Genomic DNA, 18,196 nt, shown 5'->3' with positions numbered 1-18,196 from the left:
CCCTCCAGCGCCGATGGTACTGCACTCGCGAGGGTGTGGGAGAGTAGGACACCGCCGGACTAAAATTAGATACAGGATGAAGGCCCTTGGGGATCGTGTCGAACACTTCGCAGTGTTCCACCTCCCCAGGGGCCTTCGTCATGTCCAAGTACAGTAATAGCGTGGGTCGCCTCGGAGGCGACGGAAAGCGGGTGCAACGTGGCGGCTGAGTCGAACGGCGACCGCCGGCAGCGTGCGGGGTTCACCAATCCCGCCGACCGGACCGAGCGCAGCAGCGGTGGAGATTCGTCACGTGGCGCAAGCCGGGGTGCGGATCGCGGTACCGGACGTTCCGACGACCGGAGCGGTGGTGGCGATCGCTCCGGCGGCGGCCAGCGCGGCGGCTACCAGGGACGCACCGGCGGCGACCGACGCTCCGAGGGAGGCCGTGGCGAGCGCCGCGACTTCGGCGGCAATCGCGGCGGGGACTCCCGTGGCGGAGACCGTCGCGACAGCCGCGGCGGGGACTCCCGCGGTGGAGACCGTCGGGACAGCCGTGGCGGGGACTTCCGCGGCGGTGACCGTCGCGACAATCGCGGCGGGGACTTCCGTGGCGGGGACCGTCGGGACAACCGTGGCGGAGATTCCCGTGGTGGCGATCGGCGCGAGTTCGGTGGCCGCCCGTCGGGCGATCGTCGCCCCTCCGGTTCCGGCGATCGTCGGTCCTCCGGCCCGGGCGAGCGCCGCGACTTCGGCGGCAGGCCCTCGGGTGACCGTCGCTCCGGTGGCGGTTCCGCGGACCGTCGGGGCGCAGGTCCCGGCGGCGACCGCCGTTCCGGTGGTGGCTCCTACGGCTCCCGCAACGGATCCGGCTCGCGTCCCGGTGGCCAGGGCGGACGCTCCGGCGGCTTCCAGCGCGACGAGCGCTCGGACCGCCCGCGGACCCGTGCCGGCGAACCGTCGATCCCGAAGGACGTCGATCCCAAGGAGCTCGATCCGGCGATCCGGCGCGATCTGCTGAGCCTCGACAAGAACAACGCCGAGCTCGTCTCCTCGCACCTCGTGCTGGCGGGGCGCCTGCTCGACTCCGACCCCGCCGCGGCGCTGGCCCATGCGCGGGCCGCGCGCGAACGCGCCGGGCGCATCGCCGCGGTGCGCGAGGCGTGCGGTATCGCCGCGTACATGAACGGCGAGTGGTCCGAGGCGCTCAGCGAGCTGCGCGCCGCGAAGCGGATGGGCGGCACCGTCAACCTGCTCCCCATGATCGCCGACAGCGAGCGCGGCCTCGGCCGGCCCGAGAAGGCCATCGAGACCGCCCGCGGCGACGAGGCCGCTCAGCTCACCGGCGACGATCGCACCGAGCTGCGCATGGTCGAGGCCGGCGCCCGCATGGACCTGGGGGAGTACGACAAGGCCGTCGTGACCCTGCAGGCCGAGGACCTCGACCCCGCGCGCCGCGGCTTCCACGCCGCCCGCCTGTTCTACGTCTACGCCGAGGCGCTGCTCGGGGCCGAGCGTCGCGACGACGCGCTGACCTGGTTCCTCAACGCGGCCGCCGCGGACGAGGACGAGGCCACGGACGCCGAGGAGCGTGTCGCCGAGCTGTCCGCGGACGACTCCGCCGAATGACGGCCCCGCTCGCGGCGGCGTACGACCGGCTGCTGGTCGATCTCGACGGGACCGCCTACGCGGGCGCCGTCGCGATCCCCGGCGCCGCCGAGGCCCTCGACGGGCTCCCCGTCACCTACGTCACGAACAACGCCAGCCGCCTACCCGGCGACGTGGCGCAACACCTGCGCGACCTCGGCTTCGCGGCGCCCGACGACACCGTCGTCACCAGCGCCCAGGCCGGCGCCGGACTGCTCGCGTCCCTCGTGCCCGCCGGTACCCCGGTCCTCGTGGTCGGCGCCCCTGCGCTGCGCGCGGAGGTCGAGGCCCGCGGCCTGACCCTGGTGGAGAAGGCCGAGGACGCTCGGGCCGTCATCCAGGGGCACAGTCCCGAGACCGGCTGGGCGCGACTGTCCGAGGCCGCCCTCGCGATCCGCGCCGGCGCCGTGTGGGTCGCCACCAACACCGACGCGACGCTCCCCACCGAGCGCGGGTTGCTCGTCGGCAACGGCTCGATGGTCGCCGCCGTGCGCAACGCCACCGAGCGCGAGCCCCAGGTCGCCGGTAAGCCCTACACCCCGATCTTCGTCGACGCGATGCGCGCGGCCGGGGCCACCACCGCCCTCGTCGTGGGGGACCGCCTCGACACCGACATCGAGGGCGGCAACGCCTTCGGCGCCGACACCTATCTCGTGCTCACCGGCGTCAACGACGTGCAGGACGTCGTCGCCGCACCGGACCTGCACCAGCCGACGTACGTCGGCGAAACGCTCGCGGGCCTGCGCCTGCACCGCGCGGCGATGGTGCCGGGGCCTCGGGACGGGTGGACCGTCACCGTCGACGGCGATGACCTGACCGTGACCGGCGCCCCCGGCGCGGACCCCGCCGACGCGAAGTACGCGGCCATCGCCGCCGCCCGCGAACTCTCCGAGGAGCGCCGGTCGGGCCTGCGGCTGACCATCCGATAGCGTGGACACCGTGGAGCCAGCAGTGTTTCGATCCGGCGATCCCGCCGACGTGCGCACGGCCGTCGAGGACCTGATGCACCGCGTCGACGAGCTCGACGCGGCGCCCGTCGTCGACCCCGGTTCCGTGGCGGGTGTCGGCGAGCTGGCGACGCTCGGACGGCAGGCGGCCCTGTTCGAGCAGGCCCACCAGCTGCTGGTCGGCGCCCTCGACACGGTGGATCGCGCCTGATGGCTCGGAGGGTACGGCTCGACGCCGAGCTGGTCCGCCGCGGCATGGCCCGGTCCCGTGAACACGCCCGGGAGCTCATCGAGGCCGGGCGGGTCACCGTCAACAAGCAGGTCGCGCGCAAGGCCGCCAACCAGATCGACCCGGCGGACCCGGTGCACGTCACGGCCGTCGCGGGCGAGATCGAATGGGCCTCCCGTGGCGCGCACAAGCTGATCGGTGCGCTCGACGCCTTCCCCGACGTCGCGGTCGAGGGCCGACGGTGCCTCGACGCCGGCGCGTCGACCGGCGGCTTCACCGACGTGCTGCTGCACCGCGGCGCCGAGCGGGTCTATGCCGTCGACGTGGGCTACGGCGAACTCATCTGGCGGCTCCGCGACGACGATCGCGTGACGGTCCTCGACCGCACGAACGTTCGTTTCCTCGAGCCGGACGCCGTCGACGGCCCCGTCGACCTCGTCGTCGGCGACCTGTCCTTCATCTCGCTCGGCCTGGTGCTGCCCGCGCTCGCGCGGTGCGCGGCGCCCGGCGCGGACCTGCTGCCCATGGTCAAACCCCAGTTCGAGGTGGGGAAGGAGCGCCTCGGTTCCGGTGGCGTGGTCCGAGAGCCCGCGCTGCGCGCGAGCGCGGTCCGCGGCGTCGCCGAGGCCGCCGCCGCGGTGGGCCTGACGACGCGCGGCGTCACCTTCAGCCCGTTGCCCGGCCCGTCGGGCAACGTCGAGTACTTCCTGTGGCTGCGCAGGGAATCCGACGGGGACGGCCCCGTCGCGCTCCCCGACGAGGTGGACGACATGATCGACACGGCAGTGACGGAGGGACCGCAGTGACCGCACCGCACGACCGCACGTTCCTGGTGGTGGTCCACACGCTCCGCAGCGACGTGGACCGCACCGTCGAGGACATCCGCCGCCGGCTGGACGCCGCGGGCGTCCGGATGAAGCTGCAGAGCGACGTCCGCGAGGCTCCCGACGACGCCGCGGTCGGCTGCGAGGTGGTCGTCGTGCTCGGCGGCGATGGCGGCTTCCTCCGCGGCGCCGAACTCGCTCGCCGCGCCGACGTCCCCATCATCGGCATCAACCTCGGGCACGTCGGCTTCCTCGCCGAGTCCGAGGTCGACACGGTGCCCGACACCATCGACGATCTCGTGCACCGCCGGTACACCGTGCACCCGCGGATGACGCTGGACATCGAGATCCACGACGGCGACAGCCTGGTCTCCCAGGGCTGGGCGCTCAACGAGGTCTCCGTCGAGAACCGTTCCCGCCAGGGCCTTCTCGAGCTGGTCACCGAGGTCGACGGCCGCCCCGTCTCACGGTTCGCCTGCGACGGGCTGCTCGTCGCGACCCCCACCGGCTCCACCGCCTACGCCTTCTCCGCGGGCGGGCCCGTCATGTGGCCCGACCTCGAGGCCCTCCTCATCGTGCCCAGCAACGCCCACGCGCTGTTCGCGCGACCCATGGTCACCAGCCCGCGGTCGGTGATCGCGATCGAGGTCGAGGGCAGCCGGCACGAGGCGATCGCCTTCTGCGACGGACGTCGCACGCTGGAGGTGCCCGAGCGCGGGCGCATCGAGATCCGGCGCGGTGAGGAGCCGGTGCGGTTCATCAAGCTGGGCGCCGGTCCCTTCACGGATCGCCTGGTCACGAAGTTCCAACTGCCCATCAGCGGCTGGCGCGGCCGCCGCGACGGCGACGGCGTCGCCGACATCAGCACCGGAATCGGGGGATAACGAAGTGCTCGAAGAGATCCGCATCTCGTCGCTCGGCGTCATCGAGCAGGCCGCCGCGGAGTTCGCGCCCGGCCTCACGGTGCTCACCGGCGAGACCGGCGCGGGCAAGACGATGGTCGTCACCAGCCTGCACCTGCTCGCGGGCGCGCGCGCCGATCCGGGCCGCATCCGCGCCGGCGCGGACAAGGCCGTGGTCGAGGGGCGGTTCTCGCTGGCGGGCGCCAGCTCGGCGGACCTGGTCCGCGCGACGGTCGACGACGCCGGCGGCGAGCTCGACGAGGACGCCGTGATCGCGGTGCGCAGCGTGGCCGGCGACGGCCGCTCGCGCGCCTACCTCGGCGGGCGCAGCGTGCCCGTCGGGACCCTCTCCGAGTTCGCCGGGCCGCTGCTGACCGTGCACGGGCAGAACGACCAGCTGCGGCTGCTGCGGCCTGAGCGGCAGCGCGACCTGCTCGACGCCTTCGCCGGCTCCCCGGCGACCAAGGCGCTGCGCGCCTACCAGGGCGTCCGCGAGGAGTGGCTCGCCGCGCGGGCCGAGCTCGCCGACCGCACCACCCGCTCCCGCGAGCTCGCCCTCGAACAGGACCATCTGACCGCGTCGCTCGCCGAGATCGACGGCGTCGATCCGGTGTCCGGCGAGGACGTCGACACCGTCGAGAAGATCAAACGACTCTCCGACCTGGACAGCCTGCGCGAGGCCGCGGACACCTCCTACGCCGCGCTCACCGGCGCCGGCTACGGCAGCGACGGGGAGGGCGCCGGCTCCGTGCTGGACCTGCTCGGCACCGTCCGGGCGTCGCTGTCCGGCTCCGACGACGCCGCGCTGCGCGCGCTCGCCGAGCGGATCGAGGAGGCGGCCACCGTCGCGGGCGACGTGGCGACCGAGCTGGGCGCGTATCTCACCGACCTGCCGAGCGATCCGTCGGAGCTGGAGTCGCTGCTCCTGCGCCAGTCCGAGCTCAAGACCCTCACCCGCAAGTACGCGCCCGACATCGACGGCGTCATCGCGTGGGCCGACGAGGCGCGCGCCCGGCTCGAGGGCATCGACACCTCCGCCGAGGGGCTCGCCGCGCTGCAGGCCCGCGTCACGGAGCTGGAAACCGCGCTCGGCGCCGCGGCGTCCGCGCTCACGGCCGCGCGCGTGAAGGCGGCGGGCTCCCTGGGCAAGAAGGTCACCGGTGAGCTGCGCAAGCTCGCGATGGGCGGCGCGTCGATCACGGTCGACGTGGCGCCGGACGCCGTCGCGCCCGACACCGACGGCGTCGCGGTCGACGGTGCGCCGCGCCGCGCGGGCGCGCACGGCACCGACGTGGTCGAGTTCCGGCTCGTCGCGCACGACGGCGCGAACCCGCTGCCCATCGGCAAGTCCGCCTCGGGCGGCGAGCTCTCCCGCGTGATGCTCGCGCTCGAGGTGGTCCTCGCGGCCACCGAGCAGGGACTGACCATGGTCTTCGACGAGGTGGACGCCGGCGTCGGCGGCAAGGCGGCCGTCGAGATCGGCCGGCGGCTCGCGGCGCTCGCGCAGCGGCACCAGGTGATCGTCGTGACGCACCTGCCGCAGGTCGCCGCGTTCGCGGACACGCATCTGACGGTGGGGAAGCAGACCGGCAAGGGCTCGGTCACGTCGACGCTGACCGCACTGTCGCGCGAGGAGCGGATCGCCGAGCTGGCGCGCATGCTCGCCGGCCTGGGCGATTCCGACACCGGCCGCGCGCACGCGGAGGAGCTGCTCGAGGCTGCCGACTCGGACAAGGTCGCGCAGTCGGGAGTGCACGCGAGCAAGTAACCGCTGCGGCCGAAGTAGCTCAAAGTTTCCAGTGTTGTCGGCGCGCCTCCCGTGACTTGTGTGACTCACGGGGCAGTATGTGCGGCATGAAGCTCACTGGCCTGCTGTCCCGCAACACGTCGAACCTGCCCGGCGTCACCGGCACCGCCCGGGTCGACAAGGACACCACGCGTCTGCTCGGCCGGATCGGCCGCGGCGACATCGTGGTGTGCGACGAGCTGGACCTCGACCGCACCACCGCCGACCTCATGGTCGAGGCGGGGGTCGCGGCGGTGGTCAACGCGTCGCCGTTCATCTCCGGCCGCTATCCGAACCTCGGACCCGAGGTGCTGGCGGCCGCCGGGATCGAGCTCGTCGACGACGCGGGCAAGGAGGTCTTCTCCCGCGTCAAGGACGGCGCGAAGATCCGCGTCCACGAGGGCGTCGTCTACACCGGCGAGCGCGAGCTGGCCCAGGGCGAGCAGCTCACCGACACCGACGTGACCTCCCGCATGCTGGCCGCGCGCTCCGGCGTCGTCGACCACCTGGAGGCCTTCGCCGGCAACACCGTCGAGTTCATCCGCGTCGAGTCGCCGCTGCTCATCGACGGCGTCGGCATCCCGGACGTCGAGGTCAACCTCAACGACCGGCACGTGCTCGTCGTCTCCGACGGCGCCGACCACGTCGAGGACCTCAAGCGCCTCAAGCCCTTCATCAAGGAGTACGCGCCGGTCCTCATCGGCGTGAACCGCGGCGCCGACGCGCTGGTCAAGGCCGGCTACCGCCCCGACCTCATCGTCGGCGACCCGGAGATGATCACGACCAACACGCTGCGCTCGGGCGCTCAGGTCGTGCTGCCCGCCGCCCCCGACGGCCACGCCCCCGGCCTGGAGCGCATCCAGGACCTCGGCATCGGCGCGATGACCTTCCCGGCCACCGGCTCGGCCGCCGACCTCGCGCTGATCATCGCCGACCATCACGGCGCCTCGCTGATCGTCTCCGTCGGCCACTCCGCCTCGCTGGAGGAGTTCTTCGACGCGGGCCGGCGCGAGTCGAACCCGTCGACCTTCCTCACCCGCCTCAAGGTGGGCACGAAGCTGGTCGACGGCAAGGCCGTCGCCACCCTCTACCGCAGTCGCGGCCACGGCGGCGCGATCGCGCTGTTCATCCTCGCCGCGCTGGTCGCGGTCGTCGCGGCAGTGCTGGTCTCCAACCAGGGCCACGACCTGCTGCAGTGGGTCATCGACCAGTGGAACCGCTTCGCGCTCTGGGTCCAGGGCCAGTTCCGGGCACTCTAGGTGTCCGGCCCGTCGCGCCGCCTCCGCTCGTCCGGCGCCCGGCGGCCCGCGCTGGTCTGGGCGGCCGTGCTGCTGGCCTTCGCCGTCGGCGTCGCGCTGGGCGGGGGAGTCCTCGCCCGGTTCACCACCGACGGTGACCTCAAGGACCTGCGCGCGCAGGTCGAGCGGCTCGAGGGTGCCAATGCCGCGCTGACCGACCGCGCCCGCGCTGCGGACGCCTTCGCCGACGCGGCGGCACCGTCGACGCTGGGCCGGAGCCTGGCCGGCATCCCGGTCCTCATGGTCGTCGCGCCTTCGGCCGACCGCGGCGACGCTGGGCAGATCGGCCGGCGGGTCACGCAGGGCGGCGGCACCGTCGCCGGCACGCTGACGCTGACCGACGACCTCTACGCCGAGGACAAGGCCGAGCGGCTGCGCGGCGTCGTCGAGAACGCCGTCCCCAACGGCGTCACCCTCGACGCCTCGCTCGTCGACCCGCGCGCCCGCGCCGGCGACCTTCTCGGCGCCGTCCTCCTCTCCGAGGGCGCGGCGAAGCCACCGTCGAACGGCCGGACCGACGCCCTGGCCGCCCTGAAGCAGGCCGGCTTCGTCGATTTCTCCGGCCCGACGGTGCCCGGCGCGCGCGCCGCGGTCATCGTGACGGGCGGAACAGTTCCGGGCGAGCGCGCGGGCGAGGGGCAGGGGATCGGCCGCCTCGCGGCCGCGCTGTCGCGGCACGGCGACGGTTCCGTTCTCGCCGGCAGCACGGGATCGTCGCAGGGTGCGGGCCCGATCGTGGTCGTCCGGCAGGACAAGGGGCTCGCCCCGGGCCTCGCCACCGTCGACGACGCCGACACCGTCGTGGGGCAGGTCTCGGCCGCGCTGGCGCTCGCGCAGGCGACGCGCGGCGACGTCCGCGCGTACGGATCCGGTATCCGCTGACGACTGGTGATAGGCTGAAGTCCCGTAGTAGAAGCAGGTTTGTCCGCTCGAATACGGGAGTCTCGTTGCCCTCTCCTCGCGTTGGCGCGCGTGTCGCCACGAAGCACATCTTCGTCTCCGGAGGCGTTGCATCCTCCCTGGGTAAGGGCCTGACGGCCTCCAGTCTGGGACAGCTCCTCACGGCCCGCGGTCTCCGCGTGACGATGCAGAAGCTCGATCCGTACCTCAACGTGGATCCGGGCACCATGAACCCGTTCCAGCACGGTGAGGTGTTCGTCACCGAGGACGGTGCCGAGACGGACCTCGACGTCGGCCACTACGAGCGGTTCCTCGATCGGGATCTCTCGGGGATCGCCAACGTCACCACCGGCCAGGTGTACTCGACCGTCATCGCCAAGGAGCGCCGCGGCGAGTACCTGGGCGACACCGTCCAGGTCATCCCGCACATCACCGACGAGATCAAGGCGCGCATCCTCGCGATGCAGGCGCCCGATTCCGAGGGCATCGTCCCGGACGTCGTGATCACCGAGATCGGCGGCACCGTCGGCGATATCGAGTCGCAGCCCTTCCTCGAGGCCGCCCGCCAGGTGCGCCACGACGTGGGCCGCGACAACGTCTTCTTCCTGCACGTCTCGCTGGTCCCGTACCTCGCCGCGTCCGGCGAGCTCAAGACCAAGCCCACGCAGCACTCCGTCGCCGCGCTGCGCAGCATCGGCATCACGCCCGACGCGCTGATCCTGCGCTGCGACCGCGATGTGCCCGAGGGGCAGCGCAACAAGATCGCGCTCATGTGCGACGTCGACATCGACGGCGTCATCTCCTGCCCCGACGCCGGGTCGATCTACGACGTGCCGAAGGTGCTGCATCGCAACCAGCTCGACGCCTACGTCGTGCGCAAGCTGGGCCTGCCCTTCCGCGACGTCGACTGGTCCGTGTGGGGCGACCTGCTCAAGCGGGTCCACGAGCCCCGCGAGACCGTGAACATCGCGCTGGTCGGCAAGTACATCGACCTGCCCGACGCGTACCTGTCGGTCACCGAGGCGCTGCGCGCCGGTGGCTTCGCCAACTGGGCCAAGGTGCAGATCTCCTGGGTCCCGTCGGACGACTGCGAGACCGAGGCCGGCGCGTCCGCCGCCCTGCGCGACATGGACGGCATCCTGATCCCCGGCGGCTTCGGCATCCGCGGCATCGAGGGCAAGCTCGGCGCCATCCGGTACGCCCGCAAGCGCGGCGTGCCGCTGCTCGGCCTGTGCCTGGGCCTCCAGTGCATCGTCATCGAGGCCGCCCGGTCCGTCGGGCTCGAGGGCGCCAGCTCCACCGAGTTCGACGACGACACGCAGTACCCCGTGATCTCGACGATGGCCGATCAGGAGCAGGCCGTCGCCGGCGAGGCCGACCTGGGCGGCACCATGCGCCTCGGCGCCTACCCGGCCGCGCTCGAGCGCGGCTCGATCGTGGCGACCGCCTACGGCGCGACCGAGGTCTCCGAGCGGCACCGGCACCGCTTCGAGGTCAACAACGCCTACCGAGACAAGATCGCCGAGTCGGGCCTCACGTTCTCCGGCGTCTCGCCCGACGGGCACCTCGTCGAGTTCGTCGAGTACCCGAAGGAGGCGCACCCGTTCCTCGTCGGCACGCAGGCGCATCCCGAGCTCAAGTCGCGTCCCACGCGGCCGCACCCGCTGTTCGCCGCGTTCGTCGGCGCGGCCCTGAAGTACCGGGCCGAGCTCGAACTCCCGGTCGGCGTCCGCACCGCCGTAGAAGAGGTACCGTCGGAGGATGACCACGCAGATGACTGAGCAGCTCGAATCGCTCGGTTCCGTGCAGACGCACGACTTCCAGGCACTCAGCAGTGAGACGGTGTACGAGGGCCCGATCTTCGCGGTCCGGCGCGACGAGGTGACGATGCCGGGCGGCGGGACCGCCGTCCGGGACGTCGTCGAGCACGACGGTGCCGTGGCCGTCGTCGCGATGAACGCCGACGGCGCCATCGCGATGGTGAACCAGTACCGCCACCCCATGGGCCGGCGGATGCTGGAGATCCCCGCGGGGCTGCTCGACCACACCGGCGAGGAGGAGCCCGTGTGCGCCGCGCAGCGCGAGCTCGCGGAGGAGACGGGGCTCGGCGCGCGCGACTGGCACGTGCTGGTGGACCTCGCCCCGTCGCCCGGCTTCACCGACGAGATGGTGCGTGTCTTCCTCGCGACCGACCTGCGGTACTGCGAGATGGCCGAGCAGGAGGACGAGGAGCTCGACATGACCGTCGAGTGGATCGCCATGCCGGACGCCGTCCGCATGGTGCTCTCCGGCGAGATCGTGAACTCGACCTCGGTCAGCGCCATCCTCGCCGCCACGATGGTCACCGACGACGACACCCCGCTGCGCTGTTCCGACGCGCCGTGGCCGGGCCGCCCGACGGCCCTCGCCGCCCGCAAGGGCCGGCCCGTGGAGGACGGGCGGTAACTGTGTCGGTCGGGGTGGCACTCGACGATCAGCTGCGCGCGTACGTCGACCACCTCACCGTCGAGCGGGGCGCCGCGGCGAACACGCTGAGCAGTTACCGGCGCGATCTCGGCCGGTACCGCGAGTACCTCGCTGCGCTCGGCGTGGGCGATCTCGCCGACGTCACGCAGAACCAGGTCAGCGGCTTCCTCGTCGCCCTGCGCGAGGGCGGCGACGATCATCCGCCGCTCGCGGCGAGTTCCGCGGCGCGGTCGTTGATCGCCGTCCGGGGGCTGCACCGGTTCGCCGCCGCGGAGGGCGTGACCGACGTCGACGTGGCCCGCGAGGTGCGCCCGCCCGCGCCCGCGAAGCGCCTGCCCAAGGCGCTGCCCGTCGAGCAGGTCATCGCGCTGCTCGAGGCGGCCGGGGGAGACTCGGACGCCGACACCCCGTCGCGCCTGCGCGACCGGGCGATGCTCGAGCTCCTGTACTCGTGCGGCGCCCGCATCTCCGAGGTCACGGCGCTCGACGTGGACGACATCGACGCGGAGTCGCGCTCGGTGGTGCTGCTCGGCAAGGGCGGCAAGCAGCGAGTCGTGCCCATCGGCCGGCCCGCGCTCGCGGCCCTGGACGCGTACCTCGTGCGCGGGCGCCCCGCGCTGGTGAAGCGCTCGAATCCGGCGCTGTTCCTCAACGTCCGCGGCGGCCGGCTCTCCCGGCAGTCCGCGTGGCAGGTGCTCGCGGCGGCGGCGGAGCGCGCCGGGATCGACACCGCGACCACGCACGTCTCGCCGCACACCCTGCGGCACTCCTTCGCCACCCACCTGCTCGAGGGCGGCGCCGACGTGCGCGTGGTGCAGGAACTGCTCGGCCACGCCTCCGTCACCACGACGCAGGTGTACACGCTCGTGACGGTGAGCGCGCTGCGCGAGGTGTACGCGCAGGCCCATCCGCGCGCGCTGGGCTGAGTGCGGCGCCGGCCCGGTCCGTAGAATCGGCGGGTCGTGCGCGCCGCTGCATCCTCGACTGCACTGCGCGCATTAGGGTGGGGATGGACTTATCTGGAGGTGGACATTGGCGGCAGCGCCGGACGCGGAGAACCCGGGCCTGGACCTGGGTGAGCTCGCGCACCACCCCGCAGCGCGGGACCCGCACGACGACTCGCTGGACGCCACCGGCCGGCCCCGCGTCGAGTTCCCCGAGCCGACGCCCAAGACCACGCACGGCCCGGCCCGCGTCATCGCGGTCTGCAACCAGAAGGGCGGCGTCGGCAAGACGACGACCACCATCAACCTGGGCGCCTCGCTCGCCTCCTACGGGCGGCGCGTGCTGCTCGTCGACCTGGACCCGCAGGGCGCGCTCTCCGCCGGCCTCGGCGTCGCGCACCACGAGCTCGAGCTCACGGTGCACAACCTGCTCATGGAGTCCCGCATCTCCGCGGACGACGTGCTGCTGCGCACCCGGGTGGACGGCCTGGACCTGCTGCCGTCGAACATCGACCTCTCCGCCGCGGAGATCCAGCTGGTCAACGAGGTGGGCCGCGAGCAGACGCTCGGCCGCGCCCTGTACCCAGTGCTGGATCGCTACGACTACATCCTCATCGACTGCCAGCCCTCCCTGGGCCTGCTGACGGTGAACGCGCTGGCGTGCGCGGATCAGGTGCTGATCCCCATGGAGTGCGAGTACTTCGCGCTGCGCGGCCTGGCCCTGCTCACGGACACCGTCGACAAGGTCAAGGACCGCCTGAACCCCCGGCTGGGCATGGCCGGCATCGTGGTCACGATGTTCGACTCCCGGACGCTGCACTCGCGCGACGTGATGGCCCGCGTCGTCGAGGTCTTCGGCGACGCCGTGTACCACTCGGTGATCTCCCGCACCGTGCGCTTCCCGGAGACCTCCGTCGCGGGCGAGCCGATCACCTCGTGGGCCCCGAAGTCGTCCGGCGCCACCGCCTATCGCGCCCTCGCGCGCGAGGTCATCGCGCAGGAGAAGTGACCGACACCGCAGCGGCCCCCGAGCCGATCGAAGCCGAGGTCCCGCTCGACCCCGCCCCCGAGGCACCGTCGGACGCGGACGCGGCGCAGCCCGGCTTCACGGTCAAGCTCGCCAACTTCGAGGGCCCCTTCGACCTGCTCCTGCAGCTGATCGGCGGCAGGCGTCTCGACGTCACCGAGGTGGCGCTGCACGTGGTGACCGACGAGTTCATCGCCTACACCAAGCAGCTCGGCGCCGAGGCCGACCTCGACCAGACCACCGAGTTCCTCGTCGTCGCCGCGACGCTGCTCGACCTCAAGGCCGCGCGGCTGCTGCCCGCGGGCGAGGTCGAGGACGCGGAGGACTTGGCGCTGCTCGAGGCCCGCGACCTGCTGTTCGCCCGCCTGCTCCAGTACCGCGCGTACAAGCAGGTGGCCGAGCTGATGGCCCAGCTGGAGGCGAAGGCGAACCGTCGGTACCCCCGGGCCGTGGGCCTGGAGCCCCGGTTCGAGGAGCTCGTGCCCCCGGTCCAACTGGGCGTCACGCCCGAGCAGTTCGCGCTCGTCGCCGCGTCCGCGTTCACGCCGAAACCCAAGCCGACGGTCGGCCTCGGGCACCTGCACGTGCCCAAGGTCTCGGTGCCGGAACAGGCCCGGCTCATCGCGGCGCGGCTGCGGGAGCGCCCCGACCACTGGTCCGGGTTCTCCGAGCTCGTCGCCGACTGCGACTCCGGCATCGCCGTGATCGCCCGCTTCCTCGCGCTGCTCGAGCTGTACCGCGAGCGGGCCGTGCTGTTCGACCAGCCCGAGGCGCTCGGCGACCTCAAGGTGCGCTGGTCGGGGGAGAACGAGAACCTGGTCGTGGGCGGCACCCGCGACGAGTACGACGAGACACCCGAGGAGGAATCGTGAGCGAGCAGGCCGAGGACTTCGCCCTCGTCGAGGGGATGGAACCCGACGAGCTGCGGTCGGCGCTGGAGGCGCTGCTGCTGGTGGTGGACGCGCCCGCGACGGCGGAGCAGCTGGGCACCGCCCTCGAGGAGCCGGAGGAGCGGATCACCGTCGATCTGCGCGCCTGGGCCGGCGAGCTCGCCGAGCGGCGGTCGGGCATGGAGCTCCGCGAGTCCGCGGAGGGCTGGCGGCTCTACAGCCGCGCCGAGTACGCGCCCTACGTCGAGCGGCTGCTGCTCGACGGGGTGCGGTCCAAGCTGACCCGCGCCGCGCTCGAGACCCTCGCGGTGATCGCCTACAAGCAGCCCGTGAGCCGGTCCCAGGTCGGCGCGGTGCGCGGCGTCAACGTCGACGGGGTGATGCGCACGCTCGCGGCCCGCGGCCTGATCGCCGAGGCGGGCATGGACTCCGGCGCTACGACCTACGCGACCACCGAGCTCTTCCTCGAGCGACTGGGCCTGAGCTCGCTCGACGAGCTGCCGCCGCTCGCGCCCCTGCTGCCCGAGATCGACGTCATCGAGGACCTCAGCTCCCACCTCGACGAGGAGCCGCGCTTCGCCAAGCTCGGCCGCAAGAGCGCCGACGTGATCGGATTCGATCCCGATGCCTGACCTCTCCGCCGTCCTCCGCGAGGCCTTCCCGCTCGGCGCCGCCGGCCCGACGGTGCGCCGCTGGTGGCCGCTCGTCCTCACCGGGGCCGTCGCCGCGCTGACCGGGTGGGCCGCGACCGCCACCTGGTTCGGGCTGACCATCGGCCGGGTCGGGGTGCCGTTCGGGTTCACGGGTACGGGACGGATGGTGCTCACCGGCGCCGAGGCGGACGCGATGGTGACCGGCGGGTTCGGGAGTCCGGACGTGCTGGCCGACGGGGTGCTCCCGTGGGGCTACGCCACCGCCGGCCTCGCGATCGTCGCCCTGATCCTGGTGATCGTCGCCACGGTGCGCCCGTCCTTCGCCGCCCGCGGCCGCGCCCTCGCGAGCGGGCTCCTCGGGCTGGCCGCGGTCCTGTCGATCCTCGTGTGGATCTTCCCGGCCATGATGATGAGCGGGCTGGAGGACCTGACCGGCGGCGACGCGGGCGGCGACCCGCTGTTCTTCCCGCCGAAGGGCGGGCTGGTGAGCACGATCGTGGTCACGTCCACCGGGGCGGCGGTGCTGTTCATGGGCCGCCGGAACCGTCCGCTGAGCGCCGCCCGCGCCGCGCCGCGCTGACGAATACCGATTTCGGCCGCGACCTGCGATCATGGAGTGATCATGAACAGACCCGCTCGCCGTGATGGCACACCGGACCGAAGCAGAACCAGCAAGCCGAAACAGGGTGCGAAGCCGCCGCAGAAGCAGGCGGGGCGCCAGGGCGGCGTCCCCCGCCTGTCGAACGCCAAACCCGCACGCACGCAGAACGTCCCCGCGCGCGACGTCGACGATTGGGACGCGCCCGACAAGACCCCGCATCCCGGCGGCGACAGCGACAAGATCCGCCTGCAGAAGGTGCTGGCCCAGGCCGGCGTCGCATCGCGGCGCGTGGCCGAGGACATGATCGCCGACGGCCGCGTCGAGGTCGACGGCGAGATCGTGACGGAGCAGGGCCGCCGCGTCGACCCGGACGTCGCGGTCGTCCGCGTCGACGGCGTGCGCGTGCTCGTCAACGAGAACCTCGTGCACCTCGCGCTGAACAAGCCCCGCGGCTGGCAGTCGACGATGAGCGACGACATGGGCCGCCCCTGCGTGGGCGATATCGTGGCCGAGCGCGTCGCCGCCGGCCAGCGGCTCTTCCACGTCGGCCGCCTCGACGCCGACACCGAGGGCCTGCTGCTCATCACCAACGACGGCGACCTCGCGCACCGGCTCATGCACCCCTCCTACGAGGTGCCCAAGACCTACCTCGCGTGGGTGCAGGGCGAGGTGCAGCGCCGGCTCGGCAACACGCTGCGCTCCGGCGTCGAGCTCGAGGACGGCCCCGCGAAGGTGGACAAGTTCTCCGTGCTCGAGGCGTCCGAGGGCCGCTCGATGGTCCGCGTCGTGCTGCACGAGGGCCGCAAGCACATCGTCCGGCGGCTGCTGGCGGAGGTCGGGCACCCCGTCGAGCGCCTCGTGCGCACGCACGTGGGGTCGGTGGCCCTGGGCGATCAGCGCCCGGGCTCGCTGCGCGTCCTCGGCCGCGACGAGGTGTCGGCGCTGTACCAGGCGGTGGGACTGTGACCCTCGTGATCGCGATGGACGGTCCCTCGGGGACCGGCAAGTCGACGGTGGCCCGGCGGATCGCCGAGAACCTCGGCGCGCGCTACTTGGACACCGGCGCGATGTACCGCGCCGCCACCGTGTGGGCACTGGAGCGGGAGGTCGACCTCACCGACCCGGCCGCGATCGCCGCGGCCACGGCGGACCTGCCGCTCGCCATGGGCTGCGACCCGCTGGCCGAGCAGGTGGAGCTGGACGGGATCTCGATCACCCGCCGGATCCGCGAGGACGACGTGACCGCCGCCGTGTCGGCCGTCTCCGCGGTGCCCGAGGTGCGCGAGCAGCTCGTGGCCTACCAGCGGGCCATCGCCGACGACGACGAGTCGCCGATCGTGGTGGAGGGCCGGGACATCGGCACCGTCGTCTTCCCCGACGCACCGGTGAAGATCTACCTGACCGCCTCGGCGCAGGCGCGCGCGCAGCGCCGCCACGCGCAGAACACCGAGCTGGGGCTGCCCAGCGACTACGACGAGGTGCTGGCATCCGTGCAGCGCCGCGACGGCCTGGACTCGACGCGGAAGATCTCGCCGCTGCGTCCGGCCGAGGACGCGATCGAGCTGGACTCGTCGGACATGAACCTGGAGGAGACCGTCGCGGCGGTGGCCGAGACGGCCGACCGCGCGCTGAGCGCCTCCCGCGATAAGGAGGTCACGCGATGAGTGACAACGAGTTCGAGTACGCCGGCTCCGATGCCGGGGACGGCGTGTGGGAGGACGAGGGCGACTTCGCCGAGTACGAGGGCGATTTCGCCGACCTCGAGGCGGAGGCCGCGCAGGAGGCCATGCGCCTGCCGACGGTCGCCATCGTCGGGCGGCCCAACGTGGGCAAGTCGACGCTGGTCAACCGCATCCTCGGCCGTCGCGAGGCCGTGGTCGAGGACATCCCGGGCGTGACCCGCGACCGGATCAGCTACGAGGCCAACTGGGCCGGTCGACGGTTCCTGGTGCAGGACACCGGCGGCTGGGAGCCGGACGCCAAGGGAATGCAGCAGTCCATCGCCGCGCAGGCCGAGGTCGCCATGCGCACGGCGGACGCGATCGTCGTGGTCGTGGACGCGACCGTCGGCGCCACGTCGACCGACGAGGCCGTGGCCCGCGTGCTGCGCCGTTCGAAGGCCCCCGTCATCCTGGCGGCGAACAAGGTCGACGACCAGCGCACCGAGGCCGAGGCCGCGACCCTGTGGTCGCTGGGGCTCGGTGAGCCGCACACGATCTCGGCGGCGCACGGCCGGGGCACGGGCGACCTGCTCGACGTGATCCTGGAGAAGCTGCCGGAGACGCCGCGCGAGGGCACCGGCGGCACGGGGCCGCGCCGTATCGCGCTGATCGGCAAGCCCAACGTCGGCAAGAGCTCGCTGCTCAACAAGCTCACCGGCGAGAACCGGTCGGTCGTCGACAACGTCGCCGGCACCACCGTCGACCCGGTGGACTCGCTCGTCGAGCTCGGCGGCCGGACGTGGAAGTTCATCGACACCGCGGGCCTGCGCAAGAAGGTCAACCAGGCCAGCGGGCACGAGTTCTACGCCTCGCTGCGCACCAAGGGCGCGATCGAGGCCGCGGAGGTCGCGATCGTGCTGATCGACGCCTCGCAGCCGATCACCGAGCAGGACCAGCGGGTGCTGTCGATGGTGGTCGAATCGGGCCGCGCGCTGGTGATCGCCTACAACAAGTGGGACCTCGTCGACGAGGACCGCCGGTACCAGCTGGAGAAGGAGATCGACCGCGAGATGGTCCAGATCCCCTGGGCGATGCGGGTCAACATCTCCGCGCAGACCGGGCGCGCCATGCAGAAGCTGGTGCCCGCGATCGATACCGCGCTCGAGTCGTGGGACAAGCGCATCCCGACGGGCCGCCTCAACAACTGGCTGCGCGACGTGATGGCCGCGACCCCGCCGCCCCTGCGCGGCGGCAAGCTGCCCAAGGTGCTGTTCGCGACCCAGGCAGCGACGCGTCCGCCGACGTTCGTGCTGTTCAGCTCCGGGTTCCTGGAGGCCGGTTACCGGCGGTTCCTCGAGCGCCGGCTCCGCGAGGAGTTCGGCTTCGAGGGCTCGCCCGTGCGGGTGAACGTCCGGGTCCGCGAGAAGCGCGCGAAGAAGTAA

At 72.7% G+C, this 18,196-nt stretch carries 18 protein-coding genes; all 18 read left to right on the top strand.

Going from position 1 to position 18,196, the window contains the following annotated elements; translation table 11 throughout:
• Positions 1-198: 198 nt before the first annotated feature.
• Positions 199-1,608, top strand: coding sequence for a hypothetical protein (locus ACLQ3K_RS15235; protein WP_426000422.1), 1,410 nt, complete (start codon positions 199-201; stop codon positions 1,606-1,608).
• Positions 1,605-2,555, top strand: a complete 951-nt coding sequence (locus ACLQ3K_RS15230; RefSeq protein WP_336670148.1) for an HAD-IIA family hydrolase — start codon at positions 1,605-1,607, stop codon at positions 2,553-2,555. Before ACLQ3K_RS15235 ends, ACLQ3K_RS15230 begins: the two co-directional genes overlap by 4 nt.
• 10 nt (positions 2,556-2,565) lie before the next feature.
• Positions 2,566-2,784, top strand: coding sequence for a hypothetical protein (locus ACLQ3K_RS15225; protein WP_224647798.1), 219 nt, complete (start codon positions 2,566-2,568; stop codon positions 2,782-2,784).
• Positions 2,784-3,608, top strand: a complete 825-nt coding sequence (locus tag ACLQ3K_RS15220) for a TlyA family RNA methyltransferase (RefSeq protein WP_426000419.1) — start codon at positions 2,784-2,786, stop codon at positions 3,606-3,608. Before ACLQ3K_RS15225 ends, ACLQ3K_RS15220 begins: the two co-directional genes overlap by 1 nt.
• Positions 3,605-4,510 carry an NAD kinase gene (locus ACLQ3K_RS15215; protein ID WP_224647800.1) on the top strand — a complete coding sequence of 302 codons (906 nt, stop codon included), beginning with the start codon at positions 3,605-3,607 and terminating at the stop codon, positions 4,508-4,510. The genes ACLQ3K_RS15220 and ACLQ3K_RS15215 overlap by 4 nt, the downstream gene beginning before the upstream one ends.
• 4 nt (positions 4,511-4,514) lie before the next feature.
• Positions 4,515-6,296: a DNA repair protein RecN gene (gene recN / locus ACLQ3K_RS15210; protein WP_426000416.1), complete on the top strand. Its 1,782-nt coding sequence runs from the start codon at positions 4,515-4,517 to the stop codon at positions 6,294-6,296.
• Between the two features lie 86 nt (positions 6,297-6,382).
• Positions 6,383-7,573: a putative cytokinetic ring protein SteA gene (steA, locus tag ACLQ3K_RS15205; protein WP_224647802.1), complete on the top strand. Its 1,191-nt coding sequence runs from the start codon at positions 6,383-6,385 to the stop codon at positions 7,571-7,573.
• A complete protein-coding gene (locus ACLQ3K_RS15200; protein ID WP_426000414.1) occupies positions 7,574-8,494 on the top strand; it encodes a copper transporter in 921 nt (306 codons plus the stop codon).
• Positions 8,495-8,559: 65 nt separating this feature from the next.
• The gene (locus ACLQ3K_RS15195; RefSeq protein WP_426000412.1) at positions 8,560-10,293 is read left to right on the top strand and encodes a CTP synthase; all 1,734 of its coding nucleotides are present in this window, start codon (positions 8,560-8,562) and stop codon (positions 10,291-10,293) included.
• Positions 10,274-10,957, top strand: a complete 684-nt coding sequence (locus tag ACLQ3K_RS15190) for an NUDIX domain-containing protein (protein WP_224647805.1) — start codon at positions 10,274-10,276, stop codon at positions 10,955-10,957. Before ACLQ3K_RS15195 ends, ACLQ3K_RS15190 begins: the two co-directional genes overlap by 20 nt.
• A 14-nt stretch (positions 10,958-10,971) precedes the next feature.
• Positions 10,972-11,904 (top strand): site-specific tyrosine recombinase XerD, encoded by a 933-nt coding sequence (gene xerD, locus ACLQ3K_RS15185; protein ID WP_426000410.1) that lies wholly within the window; start codon positions 10,972-10,974, stop codon positions 11,902-11,904.
• Positions 11,905-12,043: 139 nt separating this feature from the next.
• Positions 12,044-12,931 (top strand): ParA family protein, encoded by an 888-nt coding sequence (locus ACLQ3K_RS15180; protein ID WP_374201328.1) that lies wholly within the window; start codon positions 12,044-12,046, stop codon positions 12,929-12,931.
• Positions 12,928-13,821: a segregation and condensation protein A gene (locus tag ACLQ3K_RS15175; RefSeq protein ID WP_426000408.1), complete on the top strand. Its 894-nt coding sequence runs from the start codon at positions 12,928-12,930 to the stop codon at positions 13,819-13,821. The genes ACLQ3K_RS15180 and ACLQ3K_RS15175 overlap by 4 nt, the downstream gene beginning before the upstream one ends.
• 35 nt (positions 13,822-13,856) lie before the next feature.
• Positions 13,857-14,471 (top strand): SMC-Scp complex subunit ScpB, encoded by a 615-nt coding sequence (gene scpB / locus ACLQ3K_RS15170; RefSeq protein WP_426000462.1) that lies wholly within the window; start codon positions 13,857-13,859, stop codon positions 14,469-14,471.
• The gene (locus tag ACLQ3K_RS15165) at positions 14,464-15,072 is read left to right on the top strand and encodes a hypothetical protein (protein ID WP_426000406.1); all 609 of its coding nucleotides are present in this window, start codon (positions 14,464-14,466) and stop codon (positions 15,070-15,072) included. Before scpB ends, ACLQ3K_RS15165 begins: the two co-directional genes overlap by 8 nt.
• A gap of 42 nt (positions 15,073-15,114) precedes the next feature.
• Positions 15,115-16,059, top strand: a complete 945-nt coding sequence (locus tag ACLQ3K_RS15160) for a pseudouridine synthase (RefSeq protein WP_426000404.1) — start codon at positions 15,115-15,117, stop codon at positions 16,057-16,059.
• Between the two features lie 5 nt (positions 16,060-16,064).
• Positions 16,065-16,757 (top strand): (d)CMP kinase, encoded by a 693-nt coding sequence (cmk, locus tag ACLQ3K_RS15155; protein ID WP_426000460.1) that lies wholly within the window; start codon positions 16,065-16,067, stop codon positions 16,755-16,757.
• On the top strand, positions 16,754-18,196 hold the full coding sequence (der, locus tag ACLQ3K_RS15150) for a ribosome biogenesis GTPase Der (RefSeq protein WP_426000402.1): 1,443 nt from the start codon (positions 16,754-16,756) through the stop codon (positions 18,194-18,196). Before cmk ends, der begins: the two co-directional genes overlap by 4 nt.

Origin of the sequence: Tsukamurella sp. DT100 (genome assembly GCF_049844855.1) — a bacterium.
In the GTDB taxonomy this organism is placed as follows: Bacteria; Actinomycetota; Actinomycetes; order Mycobacteriales; family Mycobacteriaceae; genus Tsukamurella.
Note: the sequence above shows the minus strand (reverse complement) of the source record. Positions and strands in the feature narration are given on the sequence as shown.